15 protein-coding genes are annotated in these 22,841 nt (G+C 38.2%); 10 read left to right on the forward strand and 5 right to left on the reverse strand.

Translation table 11 applies throughout. The features are described 5' to 3' along the window. Nucleotides 1–14 precede the first annotated feature (14 nt). Together H6A61_RS06710 and H6A61_RS06715 are read left to right on the forward strand one after the other, a co-directional pair. Complete coding sequence (locus H6A61_RS06710) at nt 15–2,204, forward strand: glutamine synthetase III (RefSeq protein WP_204392265.1); 2,190 nt, start codon at nt 15–17, stop codon at nt 2,202–2,204. 12 nt (nt 2,205–2,216) lie between these two features. Continuing rightward, the gene (locus H6A61_RS06715; RefSeq protein WP_204392267.1) at nt 2,217–2,672 is read left to right on the forward strand and encodes a TspO/MBR family protein; all 456 of its coding nucleotides are present in this window, start codon (nt 2,217–2,219) and stop codon (nt 2,670–2,672) included. Between the two features lie 278 nt (nt 2,673–2,950). Here H6A61_RS06715 and serB read toward each other — a convergent pair whose 3' ends face one another. Together serB and H6A61_RS06725 are read right to left on the reverse strand one after the other, a co-directional pair. Then, nucleotides 2,951–4,177, reverse strand: a complete 1,227-nt coding sequence (gene serB / locus H6A61_RS06720; RefSeq protein WP_154043653.1) for a phosphoserine phosphatase SerB — start codon at nt 4,175–4,177, stop codon at nt 2,951–2,953. A gap of 27 nt (nt 4,178–4,204) precedes the next feature. After that, nucleotides 4,205–6,181, reverse strand: coding sequence for an alpha-L-fucosidase (locus H6A61_RS06725; RefSeq protein WP_204392269.1), 1,977 nt, complete (start codon nt 6,179–6,181; stop codon nt 4,205–4,207). A gap of 113 nt (nt 6,182–6,294) precedes the next feature. On the opposite strand from H6A61_RS06725, the gene H6A61_RS06730 reads away from it, so the two are divergent. From H6A61_RS06730 to H6A61_RS06765, 8 genes are all read left to right on the forward strand, one after another. After that, nucleotides 6,295–6,996, forward strand: coding sequence for a DUF5020 family protein (locus H6A61_RS06730; RefSeq protein ID WP_204392271.1), 702 nt, complete (start codon nt 6,295–6,297; stop codon nt 6,994–6,996). Nucleotides 6,997–7,026: 30 nt separating this feature from the next. Then, nucleotides 7,027–8,313 carry an NCS2 family permease gene (locus H6A61_RS06735; RefSeq protein WP_204392273.1) on the forward strand — a complete coding sequence of 429 codons (1,287 nt, stop codon included), beginning with the start codon at nt 7,027–7,029 and terminating at the stop codon, nt 8,311–8,313. A 153-nt stretch (nt 8,314–8,466) separates the two neighbouring features. After that, nucleotides 8,467–9,678, forward strand: coding sequence for a helix-turn-helix domain-containing protein (locus H6A61_RS06740; protein ID WP_239469132.1), 1,212 nt, complete (start codon nt 8,467–8,469; stop codon nt 9,676–9,678). Between the two features lie 323 nt (nt 9,679–10,001). Next, nucleotides 10,002–11,099 (forward strand): helix-turn-helix domain-containing protein, encoded by a 1,098-nt coding sequence (locus H6A61_RS06745; protein ID WP_204392277.1) that lies wholly within the window; start codon nt 10,002–10,004, stop codon nt 11,097–11,099. A gap of 146 nt (nt 11,100–11,245) precedes the next feature. Then, the gene (locus tag H6A61_RS06750; protein WP_204392278.1) at nt 11,246–12,796 is read left to right on the forward strand and encodes an ATP-binding protein; all 1,551 of its coding nucleotides are present in this window, start codon (nt 11,246–11,248) and stop codon (nt 12,794–12,796) included. A gap of 358 nt (nt 12,797–13,154) precedes the next feature. Further along, on the forward strand, nt 13,155–17,429 hold the full coding sequence (cas9, locus tag H6A61_RS06755; RefSeq protein WP_204392280.1) for a type II CRISPR RNA-guided endonuclease Cas9: 4,275 nt from the start codon (nt 13,155–13,157) through the stop codon (nt 17,427–17,429). Between the two features lie 655 nt (nt 17,430–18,084). Beyond that, nucleotides 18,085–18,603 (forward strand): hypothetical protein, encoded by a 519-nt coding sequence (locus H6A61_RS06760; protein ID WP_204392282.1) that lies wholly within the window; start codon nt 18,085–18,087, stop codon nt 18,601–18,603. A gap of 121 nt (nt 18,604–18,724) precedes the next feature. After that, nucleotides 18,725–19,120, forward strand: coding sequence for a hypothetical protein (locus H6A61_RS06765; RefSeq protein WP_204392284.1), 396 nt, complete (start codon nt 18,725–18,727; stop codon nt 19,118–19,120). A 63-nt stretch (nt 19,121–19,183) separates the two neighbouring features. Here the strand turns inward: H6A61_RS06765 and H6A61_RS06770 are convergent, their stop codons facing one another. The 3 genes from H6A61_RS06770 to scpA form a co-directional block, all read right to left on the reverse strand. Beyond that, complete coding sequence (locus tag H6A61_RS06770) at nt 19,184–20,170, reverse strand: type II toxin-antitoxin system antitoxin SocA domain-containing protein (protein WP_204392286.1); 987 nt, start codon at nt 20,168–20,170, stop codon at nt 19,184–19,186. Nucleotides 20,171–20,172: 2 nt separating this feature from the next. Next, the gene (locus H6A61_RS06775; RefSeq protein WP_204392288.1) at nt 20,173–20,520 is read right to left on the reverse strand and encodes a toxin; all 348 of its coding nucleotides are present in this window, start codon (nt 20,518–20,520) and stop codon (nt 20,173–20,175) included. A 170-nt stretch (nt 20,521–20,690) separates the two neighbouring features. Beyond that, nucleotides 20,691–22,841 (reverse strand): methylmalonyl-CoA mutase, encoded by a 2,151-nt coding sequence (scpA, locus tag H6A61_RS06780; RefSeq protein WP_204392290.1) that lies wholly within the window; start codon nt 22,839–22,841, stop codon nt 20,691–20,693.

Genomic DNA, 22,841 nt, shown 5'->3' on the forward strand with positions numbered 1-22,841 from the left:
CAAACTTAGGTATTATGTCACAATTAAGATTTAAAGTAGTAGAAGAGGCTTTTCACAAGAAACCTGTAAATGTGCCATCGCCATCACAGCGTCCTAGTGAATATTTTGCCAAATATGTATTCAATCGTGAGAAGATGTTCAAGTATCTTCCAAGCAAGGTTTATACGAAACTTATTGATGTGATAGATAATGGTGCCACTTTGGATCGCAGTATAGCAAATGAAGTTGCAGCCGGAATGAAGAAATGGGCTGTAGAACTTGGAGCTACACATTATACTCACTGGTTCCAGCCTTTGACAGAAGGTACAGCTGAAAAGCATGATGCTTTTGTGGAACATGACGGTAAAGGAGGCATGCTTGAAGACTTTTCTGGAAAACTTCTTGTACAGCAGGAATCGGATGGTTCGTCGTTCCCTAACGGTGGTATCCGTAATACTTTCGAAGCCCGCGGATACAGTGCTTGGGATCCTTCATCACCAGTGTTCGTAGTTGATGATACATTGTGTATTCCTACAATCTTCATTGCATATACAGGAGAGTCGCTTGACTATAAGGCACCTCTTTTGAAATCTATACATGCAGTGACAAAATCTGCACTTGACGTAATACACTATTTTGACCCTTCTGTAAAGAAAGTATATTCATATCTGGGATGGGAACAGGAGTATTTCCTTGTTGACGAAGGCTTGTATGCTGCACGTCCTGACCTGTTGCTTACAGGACGTACGCTGATGGGACATGAGGCTTCCAAGAACCAGCAGCTTGAAGACCACTATTTCGGTGCTATCCCTACACGTGTGGCTGCATTTATGAAGGATTTGGAAATCCAGTCACTTGAACTTGGTATCCCTGTAAAGACTCGTCATAATGAGGTTGCACCAAACCAGTTTGAGCTTGCACCTATCTATGAGGAATGTAACTTGGCTGTTGACCACAACATGCTTGTTATGTCGCTCATGCGTAAGATTGCACGTAACCATGGTTTCAGGGTGTTGCTTCATGAAAAACCTTTCAAGGGTGTGAACGGTTCTGGTAAGCATAACAACTGGTCGCTTGGTACTGATACTGGTGTACTGCTGATGGCTCCGGGTAAGACTTCGGAAGAAAATCTGCGTTTCATCACATTCGTTGTCAATACATTGATGGCTGTTTATCACCACAACGGCTTGCTCAAGGCATCTATCATGAGTGCAACAAACTCTCATCGTCTTGGAGCACACGAAGCTCCTCCTGCAATCATTTCTTCATTCCTCGGTTCTCAGTTGAGTAAGGTGCTCGACCATATAGAAGAAAGCAAGGCGGACGAGTTCATGTCATTGAGCGACAAGTTGGGATTGAAGCTTGACATTCCTCAGATTCCTGAACTGCTGATAGATAATACAGACCGTAACCGTACTTCGCCATTCGCATTTACAGGAAACAGATTTGAATTCCGTGCTCCGGGTTCTGAATCTAACTGTGCAAGTGCAATGATAGCATTGAACACTGCTGTGGCAGAACAGTTGATGATATTCAAGAAGGAAGTTGACGAGCTTATCGAAAAGGGTGAACCTAAGATGTCAGCTATACTTCAGACCATCCGCAAGTACATAACTATATGCAAGCCTATACGTTTCGACGGTAACGGATATAGCGACGAATGGAAAGAAGAGGCAAAACGTCGTGGTCTGGATTGCGAGACAAGTTGTCCGTTGATTTTCGACAACTACATGAAACCTGAAACAATCAAGATGTTCGAGTCAACAGGTGTAATGAACCGTAAGGAGCTTGAGGCACGTAACGAGGTTAAATGGGAAATGTATGTAAAGAAAATCCAGATTGAAGCCCGTGTGCTCGGCGATTTGGTTATGAACCATGTAGTTCCTGTAGCTACTGAATATCAGACTAAGTTGTTGGATAATGTATATAAGACCAAGTCAGTATTCGGTGAAGAAGAAACAAAGAAGTTGTCTGCCGAAAATATAACTATCATTAGAGAAATAGCTGAGCATACTGCCTATATCAAGGAAAATGTAGATGCTATGGTTGAAGCCAGAAGGGTAGCAAACAGAATAGAGTCTATCCGCGAAAGAGCAATCGCTTATCATGACAAGATAGCTCCGATGCTGGAAGAAATACGTTACCATATTGACCAACTTGAACTTATGGTAGATGACCGTATGTGGACACTTCCTAAGTATAGAGAGTTGTTGTTTATAAGATAAAAACAGAATGTCATGAAGCGTATCATCAATTATATATGGCCTGTCCTCTTATGTTTCGGCATTGGCTTTGCTGCAAGCAGGCTCCAGTCTGAGTCCATGATGGAGTGGTACCCTCATCTGAATAAGTCAGCTCTGACTCCGCCAAATATAGCATTTCCTATTGCATGGTCGGTTATATACCTGCTGATGGGGCTTTCATTAGGAAGAGTATTGAACAAAGGAGGTAAGAAAAGTACTGTAATCTGGATGGTTCAGCTTGTGTTTAATTTCCTTTGGAGCATATTGTTCTTCACTATGCGTATGCCGGTTTTAGGAATGATTGACATACTGCTTCTTGATGCTTCCGTTATCTGGTTCATGATGACCGTAAGGAAGAAAGACAAGCTTGCACAATATATGTTTATACCTTATATAATATGGCTCGTAATTGCCACTTATCTGAACGGATATATTGTGATAAATAATTGATATTACTCTTATAATTTAGAAATCCCGGAACAGACACTTGTGCTTGTTCCGGGATTTTTTTATTCATCTTTTGTGAGCTGCTGACCATGGTCGGCAGCAGTGTCCACTATCGTCGGCAGCACTGCTTACTATGGTCAGCAGCATTGCCGACTAAAGTCGGCACCAAAAAAATCGTCAATTGCAGAATATGACTTAAAATGAGCTCCCCTCATACATGAATTCCGTTAAAACTGATTTATACATGAGGTGGGAAACTTGATATATGCAGGTATTTCTCTTTATAGTTTTCCTTTCTCGTCAAGATAAGAATCCTTGAATCCCAGGAAATATAACACTCCGTCCAGTCCTATTGTGTTGATGGACTGTTCGGCATTTTCCACAACCTTAGGTTTGGCGTGGAATGCTATGCCAAGTCCGGCAGTAGAAAGCATAGGCAGGTCATTTGCTCCGTCGCCCACTGCTATTGTCTGCGCAATGTCAACTTTTTCTACCTGTGCCAGCAGTCTGAGCAGTTCGGCTTTTCGTTTTCCGTCAACTATTTCGCCTAGATACCTTCCGGTGAGTTTTCCGTTCTCTATTTCAAGCTCGTTGGCATATACATAGTCTATTCCGAATTTACGTTTCAGGTATTCACCGAAGTAGGTAAATCCTCCGGAAAGTATGGCTATCTTGTAGCCGTAATGTTTCAGTACGAACATAAGCCTTTCCACACCTTCTGTGATAGGCAGGTTTTCTGCTATTTCTTTCATCACACTTTCGTCAAGCCCTTTAAGCAGTGCCACCCTCTCTGTAAAACTTTCCTTGAAATCTATTTCACCACGCATAGCACGTTCGGTTATGGCTTTTACCTGTTCGCCTACACCGGCACGTTCTGCCAATTCGTCTATACATTCGGTCTGTATCAGTGTAGAGTCCATATCGAAGCAGATAAGTCTTCGCATACGGCGATACATATTGTCAAGCTGCAATGAGAAGTCCATTCCCATCTCGCTGCTCAGTTTCATCAGGCTGCGCTGCATTTCCACTCTGTTCTTCGGATTTCCTCTCACAGAGAATTCTATACAAGATCTTACGCTTGCCTTTTCTTCATCAAGTGGCACACGTCCTGTGAGACGTTTTATTGAGTCGATGTTCAGTCCCTGTTCAGCTATGATTTTTGTTGCGGCAGAAATCTGTTTCGCTGTCAGTCGTCTGCCCAGTATTGTGATTATGTATCTGTTTTTTCCCTGCATTGAAACCCAGTTTTCGTATTCTTCTACAGATACTGGATAGAATCGTATGTTTACACCCAGTTCCGATGCTTTGAACAGGAGTTCCTTCATTATGTTTCCCGATTCAGTCTCCTTGCTTTTGAACAGTATCCCCAACGATAGTGTCTGGTGTATGTCTGCCTGACCTATATCCAGTATTGTTACATCATATTTTGATAATATTTCCGTTACTGAAGCTGTAAGTCCCGGACGGTCGATGCCTGTTATTCTTATTAGTGTCAGCTCTGTGTTCATAATGTTTTGACAATATGTATTTGTTTTTTATAATGCAATTCTTCTGAGTCTTATGCGCAGGTTTGAAAGTTCCGTATCGTCATTCTCCGAAGTGAGTCCTGTTTGGCGTACGGTCAGTTTGTGGTTTTTCTTTTTGCTTGTTTCCTGCAGTGTAAAATCCTGTTTGTAAATAGTCTGCTCTTTAGACGGACAGAGAATGTAGCTTATGTTCTTTTCGAACCTGTTGTATATTCTCATTACTATTTGGTTATTCCCTTTTTTTAGTGGCAGAAGTACTTTTTCTGTTCTGAACTTGCATCCGTAAGGGTTCAGATGTTTCATTATAGATTTTCCGTTCAGATAAATCTCTATACCGTTTCCGGCTCCTGCATCTATTATTATATTCTGTTCCCTAGGCGATTCGATGTTTTGCATCACATAATATGTATCTTTAGGCTTAGCGTCAAATGTATGTTTGCCTATAGTGATTTCCTTCCATGCAGAGTTTTCGACAGGCGGATTTTTAATGTCTGTCATTATGGTGTGGGGTGTATGGAACATTTTTTCGTCAGGACCACAGATGTATTGTTTGCCCCAGACTATTCCGTCGGTAGCAGTGAGAGAAGACGGTTTACCATTGTTCAGTGTGACATTATAAGTCTTTCCGTCAAGCACTATTTCTATTTTCTTTCCTTTTTCCTGTTCGGTATATAATAACTCAAGCTGTTTTAGCATCAGCTGTTCGAAGTACCATGAATATTTTACAGTGCTTCTATACGTACTGCCGAAATCAAATCCGGAAATGCTGTAAAGAGGTATGGCATTATGCTGTTTCAGGGTTATTGTCCTTATCGCTTCAGGTTGTTGGTCAAGTATATCCTGTTTGAATTTTAGAGTGAGCACATTTATAGTCTTTCCTTTGTATGCCGATGCAGGTATTGCAATATCTATAAGATCGTTTTTCTGAATACAAGTGGCCAGTTTGCCGTCGGCTCTTTCCAGTTCGTATTCAGGCATATACATTTTTATTTTTCCGTCCTTAGGATATTTGCCGGATAAAATGAAATACAGCATATTGTCTTTCCTTGTAACAGTTCCCCAGTCGAATTCATCAATAAAGGGCGTACGTGAGGTGCCGTATATCGCAAAGCTGTTTTTTTTCAGCCAAATTCCTATATTATTGATTATTACTTTATCATAAGCATATATCTGGCAATTCTTGTCCAGATGCATGTTTAGCATGAATCCACCTCCATATGATACTGCCTCTGCCATTTTCTGTATTATTCTTTTGGCGTCAGACTGTGCGTTGTCAGTTTCGAAATATGATGTATGAAAAGATAGGGAAGAGTCGTATCTCCAGTTGCATTCTAAAAAATCTTTTTGAAAATGATATTTAAGGATATTGCAAAAGTCATAATATCCATTTCCGGCATCATTGCTTACCATACAGTCCGGTTGCAACTTGTGTATCAGAGAGTATAGCTCTTTACTCTCTTCCGGGGACCTGGTTCCCATATCGAAGTTGATTTCCGATATTTTCCCATACTTGGTAAGTAACTCTGTTATTTGTTTTTTTATGTGTCCGTTCAGTTTTTCTGATGTAGGATATCCGTTATTATCATGCTTTTCTGAAATAGGAAAATAAATTCCGAATTGTATTTTTCTTTTGCTGCATGCCATGCTAAGTTCCTTTATAATATCCCTGTGGTTATATTTATGATAGCATGAGTTATTGTCTGTTGACGTATTGAATAAATACATATTTCCGATTTTGGCTGGAGATATGATGGTGCGTATTCCTGATTTTGCAGCGAATGCCACTATGGAATCTGCATTGAACTTGGCATAATTGAAATCTATTCTGGCTCCATATCCTTTGGTGCCTTTTGGCACAAGGAAATTAATTTTCATTGCAATCTTGTTGTCTTGCCAGACTTTTGAAGCACTTTCCGAAACCTGTGCGGAAACACAGTTTATGTATATTAACAGTAGAGAGAATATGGATAAGATGCGTATCTTCATAATTTATAATGATATAATGATGAGCAAAGATAATTACTTCTTTTGTGATATGCTAACTTTTATGTATTTTTGCACCTTGATTTTATAACTATCATTAAAAACTAAAAAAGACAATGAAAAAACTGTTTTTATCAATCATCATTTGTATGATAACAGTGATTGTGGGTGCACAGAATGTTCAGTTGCATTATGACTTCGGTAGCTCAATTTATGACTCTCAGAGTACAAGAGCTAAGGTTACTACTACAGTTGAAATGTTCAAGCCTGACAGATGGGGTAGTACATTCTTCTTTGTGGATATGGATTACACAAACAAGGGTGTAACCGGTGCATACTGGGAAATAGCCCGTGAATTGAATTTCTGGGGTGGACCATTCTCTGCACACGTGGAATATAACGGTGGAGTTAATGGAATAAAGAATGCTTACCTCTTGGGTGCTACTTATACATGGAACAATGCTGATTTTACAAAAGGATTTACTTTTACTCCTACTTATAAAATCATTCAGAAAAATCCAAAACCACACAATTTCCAGTTGACAGCTACATGGTATCTGCATTTCTGTAAGGGTAAATGCACATTCTCAGGATTTGCCGATTTCTGGAAAGAAAAACATAATGATCTTGAAAAAGGCGAGGAACATAACTTTACTTTCATAACAGAACCACAGTTCTGGGTAAATTTGAATAAGTTTGATAAGGTAGCAGATGATTTCAATTTAAGCGTTGGTACTGAGTGGGAAATCTCTTCAAACTTCGGTATTATGAACGGTTGGAAATGGATGCCTACTTTGGCAATGAAATGGTCATTCTAATTTTGTAATTCTTAAAAATAAGGAAATATCATGTTAGAAAAACTTTTCGGATTCGACAGGAATGTTACCCGTGTACGTACTGAGGTATTGGCAGGTATCACTACATTCCTTACAATGGCATATATCCTTGCCGTAAACCCAAATATCCTTAGTGCCACAGGTATGGATAAGGGAGCTTTGTTTACAACAACAGTAATAGCTTCTGCATTTGCCACACTGTTGATGGCTTTTTATGCCAAGTTGCCTTTCGGGCTTGCTCCTGGTATGGGACTTAACGCTTTCTTTGCCTATACAGTGTGTCTCACTATGGGATATACATGGCAGTTTGCCCTTACTGCGGTATTGATTGAAGGTCTTATCTTCATATTGTTGACTGTAACAAACTTGCGTGATAAGATTGTTGATGCTATACCTGTCACACTGAAGAATGCTATCGGTGCCGGTATAGGTCTGTTCATATCTTTCATCGGACTGCAGAATGCAGGAATCATCGTAAACAACGATGCTACTCTTATCAGCATGGGAAATATCACTTCAGGTACTGCTTTGCTTGGAATGATAGGTCTGGTGGTTACTTCACTTCTTTTGGTTAAGGGAGTAAGAGGTGCTTTGCTTTTCGGTATCCTTATTACAACACTTATCGGTATCCCTATGGGTATCACAAAGTTTGATGGTATATTCAGTACACCTCCATCAATAGAACCTATCTTCTGGCAGTTTGAATGGCACAATATATTCACAAAGGAAATGATTGTAGTGGTATTCACATTCCTGTTTGTGGATATGTTTGATACTATCGGAACATTGGTAGGTGTAACTACAAAGGCCGGAATGATGGATAAGAACGGTAAGATTCCTCATCTGAAACAAGCTTTCATGGTAGATGCCATAGGTACTACTGCCGGTGCAATGCTTGGAACAAGTACCATCACTACATTCGTAGAAAGTGCATCTGGAGTAGGCGAGGGCGGTAGAAGCGGTCTTACTTCATTTGTAACAGCTGTCTGCTTCCTGCTTTCATTGTTCTTCGCTCCTTTCTTCCTTTCTGTTCCGGGAGCTGCTACAGCGCCTGTATTGATACTTGTAGGTCTGATGATGATGTCTTCAGTACTTAAAGTCAATTTTGCTGATTATTCTGAAGCTATCCCTGCATTTATCTGTATCATCTTCATGCCTCTTGCTTACAGCATTTCAGACGGTATCGTACTCGGTATGATAAGCTATGTTCTTATCAATCTGCTTACTGGCAAGTATAAGAAACTTACAATCGGTATGTATATACTGGCTGCAATATTCGTATTGAAGTTCTTTGTATAGAGTTTACTTACTTTGTATATAAATAAAAAGGCGGTGGGGTTTCCATCGCCTTTTTTGATATAGTAAATAAGTTTACAATTAGAAAAATTTTAACGTTTTATTTTATAAGGTTTTTATTAACTTTGTTCGGTTAATTATAAAATGTTACATATCATGCCTGATTCTACTCAAATATTGCCAATATTGATTACTATGATATCCGTTATATGCATTGGCGGTTCATCACTTCTCTTTTTACGTTCACGTGATAACCGTTCACGTCGTTTACTTGCAGGCATAATGATGACATGGGGACTTTTCTATGCAGTTCGTCTTATAGGAATACTTATGCAGAACCCGAGCTTGAACTTTACCCAAATTGATGTGGCGAATGTAATGGTTTTGATAACTGGCAATTTTTATCTGATAGTGTTATTACTATATCCTGTTGAAGTTATACGTCCAGGATGGCTTAACTTGAAACGTGCTTTTCTTTTATTACTTCCTTATGTGTTTGTAACTCTGTTTTATTATATTGTGTTGTTCTTCTTAAATGAAAGACCTCTCGTACTACATACAATGGAACAACTAATAATGCATATAGGAGAGTTTAATGTTTGGTATCGTCTTTTCATGTGTCTTTCCATAGTCGTTTATCTTGCATTTCTTTTTCGCTTAACTTGGCATTATAAGAAATTATATCAACAGTGGTGCCGTAATAATTATTCCAATGATGAGAATTTAAATATTTCGTGGTTACGCCAATACGGTATAGAGGTTGTTTTGATTGGTATAGCATATTTTTTTGTACTTTTTAATGGAAGCACATACACCTTTTTTATACATAATATTACAGTTCAATGTTTCTTCTGCTATACACTTTATAATGGACTTTTTCAGGATAATCCTTATAGTAATGATTTTTTCAGTAATACTATGGATGAGGTTGAAGCTTGCAAAACAGCTGAACTTAAAGAAGAACAACTGTTTCAGGACCATACTTGTTTTATTGACGTATATACAAATGAATGTACATTTCTCAACAAATTACCTTTCTATCGTGAAGAAATAGAGCAATGGATGATAAAGAAAAAGCCATATCTGAATCCAAACTTTAAACTTATGGATGTAACGGATATATTACCATTGAATCGTACTTATCTTTCACGTGTTTTCAATGAAGGATTCGGAAGTAGTTTTAGTGACGTAGTTCGCAATTATCGAATTCGAGAAGCAGAATGGATGCTTTTAAATCGCAAAGATATTCCTGTTGGGCAAGTTGGTGAACTTTGTGGATTTTCGTCTCCTTCAGTATTTAACCGTACATTCGTACAAAGCCATGATGGCCTACCCCCCAACCGATATCGCAAACAGATAGAGAGATGATAATCACGTCCATTTTTTTTCTTAATCTTTTATTTTACAGACTTATAAGACTTCTTTTATAAATTGTTTATTTCCTTTTTTATAATTTGCCTATTTGTTATTTACTATTTGCAAATTAAAATTAACGAATGGTAAATTATTTTTTTGCTTATTTTCTGAACTTTGTATTACTATTTTCGGCATTCAAATCCATAAATAGGAAACAGCATTGAATACGACCAAGAAAGAATACACCCATTTATGTAAATAAAAATAGTAGTAACGAAAAGATTATTGAGTTAGGTTATGAACGAATGTTTTTTATAAGTATAAAAAGAAGAATTATGGATATTTTAAATATATTATTAAATTGGGCAATTTGTGCTTATTTCTTATGTGGAATATATTTGTGGTTGCGTAGGTATGAAGGTGATTTTTCACGTCGTTACTTGTCTTTTACTTGGATTCTTGCCGGGGTATTATTTTTTCTACGTTTGCTTTCCGACGAACTTTTCCCGTGTTCATCAGGTTATCTTGTTCTTCCTGTAAATAATCTTATGGGTGGTATTTTGGCGATTATAATGCTTTATTTGTATCCAGTCAGAGTTATAAACAGCGATTGGTTTAGAAATAAATATAGGAATTTTATTTTAATACCTGGTTTATCATTAATCGTTATACTTTCCATTATACATCCTTATTGTCGTGAATTGAAGTCTTTTGAAGATTTTTTGCTTCATATTGGTGAATTTGATGTTATTTTAAGGTTGGTCATACTCCTATTAGGAATCTTGCCTTTTACTGTGATGCTGTTTTATATACCATATAATTATACAAGAAGCGGTGCCTATCACAGGTGGATATTGTCCTATTCTATAAAAATTCAATTGATCGGTGCACTGTATATTATGTTTATGCTTACAGGAAATTCGATTATCAGTGAAATTCATTTATTGGTAAATATATATTTATGTACTTCTGTTACATACCATGAGTTGTTTGTTCGCTTTAATGTTTCGAAAGAAATTAGAGAACAGATAAAAGTTGAAACAATAAGTCCATCTATTGATAATTTAATTACTCAGGATGATACAGATAGTTCACTTGTAAAGCAGATTTATAAATTAATGGATGAACAACAGATTTGGAGAGATCCTGATTTGAATTTGATAGAATTGGCGTCTATGCTTAATACGAATAGGAGCTATTTATCCAAGGCCATTCAGGAAGCAGGTTATAAAAACTATTCTGACATGATTAATCGCAGACGAATCTCTGAATTTGTTGAAATGGCAAAAACAGGAAAGATAGATAATGTTCAAGATGCTTTCTTCAGTGTGGGTTTTCGGTCTCGCGAGACAGCCTTAAGATGTTTTAAAAAATATATAGGTGTCTTGCCTACTGATTATTTACGCAACAATGTTTCTGCTTCTGATTTGTAATATGGTTTAACACTGTTTTTTCTTATATCGTCTTTTTCATATAAAGATAGATTTGATCTTGAAAAGAGTTTGAAAACTGTGTCTTTATTTTGCTCTTTATCTTGTTTGTAATATCTTTGTATCTATATGATAAAAAACAGTCAGTCATGAGTAAACTTTATCCTATAGGCATACAGAATTTTGAGGATTTACGAAAGAAAGATTATATTTATGTTGATAAAACAGCATTGATATACCAGCTGATAAGTACTGGAAAGTATTATTTCCTTAGCCGTCCTCGCCGTTTCGGAAAGAGTCTTCTTATATCTACTCTCGAAGCGTATTTCTCCGGTAAGCGTGAACTTTTTGCCGGGCTGGAGATGGAGAAGCTGGAGAAGGAGTGGATAGAGTATCCTGTATTGCATATGGACTTGAATACTAGAAACTATCACTGTAGGGAGTCTTTGATCGGAATACTAAATCAAAATCTTGAGGAGTGGGAAAAACTCTATGGTGACGAAAAAAAAGATCGGGTATCGGAAGAACGTTTTATGTATATGATAAAACGAGCATACGAAGTGACCGGAAGAAAAGTAGTTATTCTCATAGATGAATACGACAAGCCTATGCTTCAGGCCATAGGTAATCCAGAACTCCAGACCGAATATCGCAACACCTTGAAAGCTTTCTATGGAGCCTTGAAGTCGTGCGACGGATATATACAGTTTGCTATGCTTACTGGTGTGACAAAATTTGGAAAAGTAAGTGTGTTCAGCGATTTGAACAATCTGATGGATATTTCCATGATAAACCGTTTCTCCGAAATATGCGGAATAACCGAAGAGGAATTGCACAGATATTTCGACGATGATATTCACACTCTGGCCGAGAAACTTGGAACAGGTTATGAGGAGACCTGCGCACGCCTGAAACTGAATTATGACGGCTATCATTTCAGCTTTAAGTCACCTGGAATGTATAATCCTTTCAGCCTTCTGAATACCTTTGCCAATATGCAGATCGATAATTACTGGTTTGCTACTGGTACGCCTACATATCTTGTAGAACTGATGAAGCAGCATAACTACAATGTTGAAGAGATAGAAGATATAGTTACCAGCGGTCCTGTTCTTGATTCCATAGATGCGGCATCCACTGACCCGGTTCCTGTAATCTATCAGAGCGGCTATCTTACAATAAAGGGATATAATGAAGAGTTCGAGAATTACACCCTCGGCTTTCCTAACCGTGAGGTGGAGCAGGGCTTTTTCCGTTTCCTTCTTCCCAATTACGCATCTGTCAGCGTAACAAAATCTCCATATGAGATTCAGCGTTTTGTAGAGGAAGTCCGCAAGGGTGATGTGGATTCTTTCCTAAGCCGCCTGCAGACTTTCTTTGATGATATACCATACGAACTTGCTCCACGCGACCGTGAAGTGCACTATCAGAACATTCTCTACATAGTGTTCAAGCTCATGGGATTCCATGCAGAAGTGGAATATCATACTTCGCGCGGACGTGTTGACCTCGTGCTTAAAACCTCTGACTATATCTATGTGATGGAATTCAAACTTGACGGAACAGCCGAGGAAGCCATGGCTCAGATAGACACGAAAGGGTATGCCTCTGCATTTGCTGCTGACGGACGGAAGGTGGTTAAGGTTGGGGTGAATTTCAGTTCTGAAACAAGGACTATAGACAGGTGGATAATAGCTTGATTTTACTTGATTGAAATATTGCTGATATCGGCAAAGATGGTGTCTTTGCCATGATATTTTATCACTAAATAATAAGCCAGTTTCCTTTTCAAGTCAATAAATGAGGATTTTATGACTGAAAAGGAAACAGGCTTATTATATAATATAAGTTACTGAAAAACTTTTTATCTTTGTGAAACTTTGAAAATTATCTTAGCTCCACGGAGTACGCAGAGCTGAGATAATTTTCAACTTCAGATAACTGAAGCGAAACACTTCGGCTTATAGCCTTGTTGTGAAAAGTCTTCACTTCTTAGTATCTTTGCGGCAAAGATAACTAAGAATGCAATAATGACAAAATAAAAAACAAAAAAATGATATGACTAAGATTTTGGCTTTTGATTTGGGTTCGTCTTCTATAGGATACAGTCTTCGAGATACAGACAACAATGGAGAAAACATTATAGACCAGTTAGTTCTATATGGAAGTGTAATATTTAGTCCGGGAATGGCAGATAACGGTGTTTCTAATGCGGCAGAACGAACAAGCCACCGTTCTTCAAGACACTTGTATAGGGTACGAAGATACCGCATCTGGGAAACCCTCTCCACACTTATTGAGTTTGGTTGTTGTCCGTTGTCAAAAGAAGATTTGGATAAATGGAGGACTTATGACAAGAACAAGAGACCCACACGCCAATATCCGGTTGATGCTGTGGAGTTTGAAAAATGGATAAGAATGAATCCATACGAACTGCGAGAAAAACTTGCCACCGATCAATTGGATTTTACAAAAGAAGAAAATCGTTTCATGTTGGGACGAGCATTATATCATATAGCACAGCGTCGCGGATTCAGGAGCAGTAAAGGGGAAACCTTAAAAGAGCAGGAGAAAGATATAAATGAGAATCCGGCAGAAGAAATAAGAATAGACTCTGATTTACTGAAGAAATCCGAAGAAAAAAAGTCAAAGAAATTAGTCGCATACATGGAAGAACATTCACTGCCTACGGTGGGGAAAGCATTTGCCAAACTTATCAAGGATAAAAATAAAGGAAGAGTGCGTGCCAGTGAATATCAGGCAGTACGTTCTCAGTATAGAGATGAAATAGAATATATTTTCAATTTTCAGAAAGGCTTGGATGCCAACGGAGAGTTTTTCAGACGGATATACAGCACAGGTAATGACGGTACAATCTTTTACCAGAATCCTATACGTTCACAGAAAGGACAGGTAGGCAAGTGTACGTTGGAACCTGCAAAACCACGTTGTCCTATCAGTCATCCGGAATACGAGAAGTATCGTGCATTTTCTTTCATCAACAACATCAAATACCGCAAATGCATTGACGAGGATTGGCAGACACTCACAGCCAGCCAGAAGATAAAGCTTTACAAAGATAAATTTCTTTTGGTAAATGACTTTGAGTTTGCTGTTATCCGCAAGTGGTTAGAGAAAGAGATAGGTTTGCCCAAAGACATAAGTCTTTCAAAAGAGCATGGAACCATTAATTATGATGACAGGACAAATGTTTCTGTATGTCCTGTTTCAGGAAGGTTAAAGTCTGTTTTTGGCGATAATTGGGAGGATTATGTTTATCAGACAGCCAAAACAAGAAAAGATAAAGAAGGTAAAGAGCATACTGTTACCTACACCATAGAGGATATATGGCACGTTTGCTTTTCGTATGATGACGAAGATGCGGTGTCGGGATTTGCCAAGTCAATCGGGCTTGATGCCGCACAGGAGAAGAAGTTTCTGAACCTATGGATGAACATTCCGCAAGGATATGCCATGTTGAGTCTGAAAGCAATACGCAACATAAACAGGTTTTTAGTGGCAAAAGAAAATAATCCGTCATATAAAGGCTATATCTACACTGAAGCAACCTTGTTTGCCAAAATTCCTGATATATTGGGCGAAAAGCAGTGGCAGGAGTCCGAAAGCGATATATTGCGTTCCTTAAACGGATTGATGAATGACGTCAGGGATGAAAACTGTATCTTGAAGATTGTAAACAATCTTATTTCAGATTACAAGGCTTTGGACTATAGAGATTTGGACTACAGAGAACATTTCGCCGTTAATGACAGAAGTTATAAGTTGGATGATTCCGACAGGAAAGATGTTGAAATGCATACAGTGAGTTTCTTCGGCAAAAGTGTGTGGGAAAAGAAACCGGAAGATGAAAGAGAAGAAATACTTGGAAAGGTTGAAGAATTATATCAGAATTTTTTCTCTTCCTCCAAACGGGATTATTACAACTTGCCAAAACTTGGTGACAGGATAAAACTGTATTTATCAAATAAATTCCCCGAACTGCGCTGCTGTAACGAAGATGCGGATTCTCAGTGCAATTGTCATGCCTGTAAAAAGCTGAACCAGTTGTATCATCCGTCAATGGTGGAGTTTTACAGACCTGTTGTCTGCAACGGCAAGAAGCTTCTTGGAAGCCCTGTAACCGGTTCTTTCAAAAATCCAATGGCAATGAAAGTGCTGCATCAGTTGCGCCGTTTGGTCAATGGGCTTATCCAAAAAGGACTGATTGACGAAGACACGCGAATTGTTGTAGAAACAGCCCGTGAACTGAATGATGCAAATATGAGGTGGGCTATTGAGGAATATGTCCGTAAGAGGGAGGAAGAAAACAATATTATAATCGAAGCTATCAAGAAAATAAGAAAAGATGATAATGAAGTCAGTGATACAGTTCTTGAAAAAGCACGCCTGCTGTTAGAACAAAGTCCTGACTATCTGTCTTATATAAAGAAAAAAGAAGATGCTGCAGTAAATAAAAGTAATAAAGAAAAAGATAGTGAAAAGGAAGCAGATTATAGTTCATGGTTGGAAAAAGGCATTAAATGTATTTACACAGATAAGCCTATTAGCCTAACCAGCCTGTTTGTGGAAAACGAAACAGATATAGAACATACAATTCCACGAAGCCGCTCATTTGATAACTCAATGGCAAACAAGACGGTCTGTTTTGCCTATTATAACCGTGAAGTAAAGAAAAACAGGATGCCGACAGAACTGGAAGATTATGAGGAAATCAAGAAGCGTCTGTTGCCTTGGGAAGAAAGAGTGGAACATTTGGAATACAGGGTCAGGTTTTGGCAGAGGAAGTCTAAACAATCCCTGACGAAAGAGAAAAAAGACAAAGCTATCCGACAGAAACATTTATGGCAAATGGAACTGGATTATTGGAAAGACAAACTGTCCCGTTTCACCATGACAGAAGTGTCTGAGGGATTCAGACGCAAGCAACTGAATGACACAAGACTGATAACCAAATACGCATATCATTATTTGAAGTCTGTATTCGGTAAAGTAGATGTGCAGAAAGGAATAATAACGTCTGAATTCCGTAAGATATTTGGTTTCCCGGTAAAAACACGTGATAACCATTCGCATCATGCTATAGATGCCACTATTCTCACATTGATACCCGTGGCATCCAAGCGGGATGAAATGTTAAGGCTATTTTATGAAATACAGGAGGATAAGAAACTGAATATAGTCACCAAAGAAAAAGAAAAACAACTGGAATGGCTGATAAAATCTTGCAGGATAGGGAAAACTGTCGGTATTGCCGAACATATAGAAAACAATATATTGGTTAAACACATCTCAAAGGACAGAGCCCTTACTCCTGCCATACGAAACAAGAGGGTAGGCGGAAAGATTGTTTGGAAAAGAAATGAAAAAGGAGCAATACTTATAGACACAGACGGAAAGAAAATTCCTCAATATAAGCTTACAGGCGATTGTATCAGAGGAAAATTACATCAAGCCTCATTTTATGGTGCTATCAAGCAATCTAAAAAGGCAATTGAGAAGAAAGGTAAAAAGAAAAAAGGACAGAAAAATGATATAAGTTATAAAACATCATACGATGAAATTTCGTATGTTATCCGTAGAAAGCTTAAAGATTTCAAAAGTTTAAATGACCTACACAGAGTAATAGTAGATGAGAATCTATACAAAATAATAAAGCAGAAATGTGAAAAAGAAAAGTTTGGGAAAGCTTGTAATAAAGGCATTTGTATGCCAAAATGTAAGTATCCAATCAGGCATATCAGATGCTATGCCTATGATGTGAAGAATCCTTTGCATATAAAGCAACAAACTTATTTATCTAAAAAAGATTATAAACAGACTTATCATGTAAAAACAGGTGATTTATATGCAATGTGTAGATACCGCAATTCCGATAACAAAGTGAAATATGAGGTCTTAAAGTTATCCGACCTCATAAAGAATGGTGAGGGTAGTTATGGTATATCTGAAGTTATTGATAATGGATATTACTTGGATGCCATTTTGCGTTCAGGAAAGCAAGTAATTCTTTATAAAGATAATAAAGACCTTGATAATCTTTTGAGAAAACAAATAGACATTAAGTTGCTATCTGAAAGACTATATGTTATTGAAAGATTTGAAAGTGCTAATATTGTTAATTTAAAGAAACATATCTGTTCCAAACCCTTAAATGAAACAGGTAGAGGTAAAGCTATTATTTTAAAGTCATTTGATAATGTTCTTCCGGAAAAGATTAGACAAAGTATTAATGAATTAAACTATCTTCTTGAAGACATTGATTTTAAGATAACTCTTGAAGGGAAGATTATTTTCTTTAATAAAAGGAATTGAATGTTCTATTATTATAAAAGAAAAATCCCGCTGTATGGCGGGATTTTCTATTGAAAACAACTTCATTTGTAATTCCTATACTTTAATACAAGCTGCTGATTTACAATAGATAATACTAATTCTATTGTTTTCAATGCTCCAAAGATACTAAAAAGTAAGCAAATCACAACTAACAGTCGTTACACTGCTTGGAATTTATATTGTTTTCAATGCTCCAAAGATACTAAAAAGTAAGCAAATCACAACCGTCGAAAACTTCATCGGCTTCGGCTTCGCATTGTTTTCAATGCTCCAAAGATACTAAAAAGTAAGCAAATCACAACCCGTAGGAATTTTTGCTTCCAAAGCATCCGATTGTTTTCAATGCTCCAAAGATACTAAAATAAGTAAATTGATTTGTGTGATTTACCTAAATAATTTATCTTCCGTGAGTATAAACTTCTGATGTCTCCTATAATCACAAAAGCATATACTTATTATTGGTACAATTGCTAACGTATGTAGTCTGTAATTGCATACGTTAGTAATCAATCGTTGTATACGTTAGTAATTATCTGTGACTAACGTATGTAATAATATGCAAGAAAACTTTGTTGTTTTAAATAAAATTGTAACTTTGCCATTACAGTCCCCACTAATAAAAAAGGAGGTCAGTATGTACAAGTACAAGCTCGTAAAGAAAATCAATCCGCAGGATAAGGCAGCACCTAAGAAATGGTATGCAATTCCTATCAGCGAAGTTCCACAGACTGTAAAAGCCATGACACGTGCAGCTACGGAAAACACAACAACCGCTCCCATAGAAATGGAAGCCGCTCTTGAATTACTTGGAAGACACGCACGTCAGCAATTGCAGCAGGGACACACAGTAAGAGTAGGTGATTTAGGTACTATACGTGTTTCGTTTAAAAGTGACGGTGTAGAAAACATTACCGATTTCAATGCCGGAGCAATGATAAAGAATCCACGTATCATATTCACTCCAAGCAAGGAATTCCGTGAAAGTGTACTCCAGGGTATTCAATTCCAAAATGCCGGAGTATTGGACGAAGGCATCAGCTATGCCAGCCTTGCAGACTATAAAAAAGCCAAAGGTATTACTTCTGGTGGAAGTGATGACGGTGGCGGTAGCGGTACCGGAGGCAGTGACGGAGGTGGAACAGAATTAACATAAAACTAACGATATTGGCTATGAAATTAAAATAAGTCTATCTTCTTTTAATGAATTAATTGGGGACTAGTATTATTGGAAGAGATAGACTTATTTGTCTTTATCTTTATAAATTATTATTCTTATGTATAAATCAATTTTAGTAGCAACAACATTTGCGGCATGTACTTACCTCTCTTCATGCAACAAAGAAAATAATATAAATTTATCAATTGGTGATTTAGCTGGAACATGGGAAACTGAATATTTTGAAAGACCTCCAATTTATGGTCCTATTACAATTGAAATAAATGGAAATTATACGATGAGATTACATTATCTAATTGATGAAAATGACGGTAATCCCTTTGGCGTTTATGAAAATTGTGAGTTTACTATTGACGGAAATAAAATTAATTATAATAGTTATCACGGATATTCAGCTACTGCAATTATTAAAGAGTTTACTGGTCCCACAATGAAATTTTTAGTTTCAGGAGGTGGACTTGAAATGACATTAGAAGCAAAGAAAATAAAATAAATTTACCATACTTCCCAATGAGCATAAAAATGGCGGTAACCAAAAGTTACCGCCATAACAATATCAGATATTTTTCAAGTAAAATGCATATTTAAAGTCTATGAATGAGTGTAACTCATTATTGTCTATCCATGCCAATTCGTCATGGCTTTTCTTGGAAATAGAATTAGAATTATCATTCTTGAATGTAGTATAGACTTTTTCTAATATTTCCATTTGCTCATTTGTGAAACTCGATAAATCGCATGATATGTCCGATATGAGTTTATTGCCGATATATCCGCTTTTACTTTCTGCTTCAACCTGATGAATGTCATCTAAAAGAGCATATACCTTATCCCATCTGTCAGGTACAGGACCGTACTGTATGGCTTTAAATGCCAGTCCTGTCATGGCTTGCCCATTTTCTCTGTATGACAAGAAATCTGTATAGAACAGTAATTTATTCATTTGAGTGACAAAAACTCCGTTGAATTTTTCAATAAAATACAATATTACATTTTTCAGTTTGCTTATAGACTGCATTGCGTAACCATTGTATTTGTTTCTGCCGCCGTCTCCATAAATCAGATTGCAGTAGAGGTCGTTCATGAAAGCTTTGTCGCTGTATTCTTCTAAACGCTTTTTGATTTTAATGTATTCTTCGTCTGACAATGTTTCTTTTGCGGCGTCAACAAAAGTTTCAAATGTTTTTGGAGATTGGATTGCTCTTAATACTCTTCCGTTTGCCAGACTTGGCATTTCTCCGTTTTCATATAAACGATATTGGTTGTCTCCAAATCCTAAAATTTTAGACATCTTTGATGCTGACAGTTCATACCTGTTTCTTATGTCTTTTATTTCGTCAGGGAACGGTATGCCATGTCTGCTGCGGTAGCCATTGTATATCTGGGCTATATTTACAACATCCATCTGTGTGGTAGTGAATGTTTCTCCAGTATCTACACATTTGTAACAAATATGTGTGTACTCGTATTCTTCTTTACGAAAAACGGTCTTTCTGGTCTCTGTAAGGAGAACAGTTTCGCCTCCTGTAAATGGACTAATCATAATTATTTGAATTTATATTTAATCTTTCGCTCGGCTATATGGAATGAAATGCAGATGGCGCTTGAATTGCCTACTCCCATTGATATTTTTATATATACATCTTTACCTTTTATGTCTTTACCAAACACCCACATTTCTCCTTTCTTATACAAGGTGTCTTCTATAGGACCATCTACATAATCGTTACTGTCAAGATGCGTTATTATATCCTCTCTGTATTTAGGGGTTATTTCCAAATCTATGAGTGTTTGCATATTCTTACCTCTGTCATCACGAAAGATAAGTCCGAAGACTTTTACTTTTTGATTGAACCGGGACAGAAATGATTCTACTTCTTCTTTTGTAGCCATAAGCGAATAATGTTTTCGCAAAAGTAACGTTTTAGTTTAATATATACAATATATTGGAAGAATATTCAACTTTAAGATTGTGTAAATGTGTTGCTGTAGTTCAAAAAAAAGACAACGAGGATGCATTTGGGAAATGCACCCTCGTTGTCTTTCTGTTATATTATAGAATATTATTCTTCAGTTTCCATCAACAGTTCCATAACCTGGCAAGCAGATTTTGCTACTGATGTACCAGGACCGAAGATAGCCATAACGCCTGCCTTGTAGAGGAAGTCATAGTCCTGAGCAGGGATTACACCACCTGCAAATACAAGGATATCTTCGCGGCCAAGTTTCTTCAGTTCGGCGATAATTTGTGGGATAAGAGTTTTATGACCAGCTGCAAGTGAAGAAACACCTACTGCATGAACATCGTTTTCCACTGCATCGCGTGCTGCTTCTTCCGGAGTCTGGAACAATGGTCCCATATCAACGTCGAAACCACAGTCGGCGAAACCTGTTGCTACAACTTTTGCACCACGGTCGTGTCCGTCCTGACCCATCTTGGCAATCATTACACGTGGGCGGCGACCTTCTTTCTTCGCAAATTCTTCTGTCAGTTCGCAAGCTCTTGCGAAATCTGCATCTTTCTTACTTTCTGATGAATACACGCCTGATATTGTTCTGATTATTGCTTTATAACGTCCTACTACCACTTCGCAAGCATCTGAGATTTCTCCCAATGTAGCGCGAACCCGTGCTGCCTCTACTGCAAGTTCAAGCAAGTTGCCCTTGCCTGTCTTCACGCATTCGGTGATTGCTGCAAGAGCCTTGTCAACTTCAGTCTGGTTACGGCCTTCTTTCAAGCGGCGGAGGTTTTCAATCTGTTCCTGACGAACGGCAGTGTTATCCACTTCGAGGATATCAATTGGGTCTTCTTTTTCAAGACGGTATTTGTTTGTACCCACGATAGTCTGTTCGCCTGAGTCGATACGTGCCTGAGTGCGGGCTGCAGCTTCTTCGATACGCATCTTAGGAATACCAGTTTCGATAGCCTTCGCCATACCGCCCAGACGTTCGATTTCCTGAATGTGTTCCCAAGCCTTGTGAGCAAGTTCGTTTGTAAGAGCCTCAACATAGTAAGAACCGCCCCATGGGTCAACGTTCTTGCATATCTGAGTTTCTTCCTGGATATAAATCTGAGTGTTACGTGCGATACGTGCAGAGAAGTCTGTTGGAAGTGCAATGGCTTCGTCAAGCGCATTTGTATGTAGTGACTGAGTGTGACCAAGCGCAGCAGCCATAGCTTCTATACAAGTACGGCCTACGTTGTTGAACGGGTCCTGTTCTGTGAGCGACCATCCTGAAGTCTGTGAGTGAGTACGCAATGCCAATGACTTAGGATTCTTAGGATTGAACTGTTTTACAATCTTGGCCCAAAGCATACGAGCGGCACGCATCTTCGCAATTTCCATGAAATGGTTCATACCGATAGCCCAGAAGAACGAGAGGCGAGGAGCGAAGGCATCAATGTCGATACCTGCTGCTACACCGGCACGGAGATATTCAAGACCGTCGGCAAGTGTGTAAGCCAACTCGATATCTGCTGTAGCACCTGCTTCCTGCATGTGGTAACCAGAGATAGAGATAGAGTTGAACTTAGGCATCTTCTGTGAAGTATATTCGAAGATGTCAGAGATAATCTTCATTGAGAATGCTGGTGGGTAGATGTATGTGTTACGCACCATGAACTCCTTAAGGATATCGTTCTGGATTGTACCTGCCATTTCTTCAAGTTTCGCACCCTGTTCAAGTCCGGCATTGATATAGAAAGCCATTACAGGAAGTACCGCACCGTTCATGGTCATTGATACGGACATTTTGTTCAATGGAATACCGTCGAACAGAACCTTCATGTTTTCGAGCGAACAGATTGATACTCCGGCTTTACCTACATCGCCCACTACGCGTGGATGGTCTGGGTCGTAACCGCGGTGAGTAGGAAGGTCGAATGCTACAGAAAGACCTTTCTGTCCTGATGCAAGGTTACGGCGATAGAATGCGTTTGATTCTTCTGCTGTAGAGAATCCTGCATACTGGCGGATAGTCCAAGGACGGAAAGTGTACATCATTGAGTAAGGACCACGAAGATAAGGAGGGATACCTGCCACATAGTCCAGATGTTCCATTCCTTCAAGGTCTTCTTTAGTATAGACCGGTTTTACCTGAATCTGTTCCGGTGTTCTCCAATTGGCTTCTATGCCATTGGCTTTCTGCCATTCCATACCGTCTTTAGGCTGGAATCCGGCATATATATCGATATTTTTGAAATTCGGTTTCAT

The sequence above is a fragment of the Bacteroides caecigallinarum genome, assembly GCF_016901995.1.
Lineage (GTDB): Bacteria > Bacteroidota > Bacteroidia > Bacteroidales > Bacteroidaceae > Phocaeicola > Phocaeicola cellulolyticus.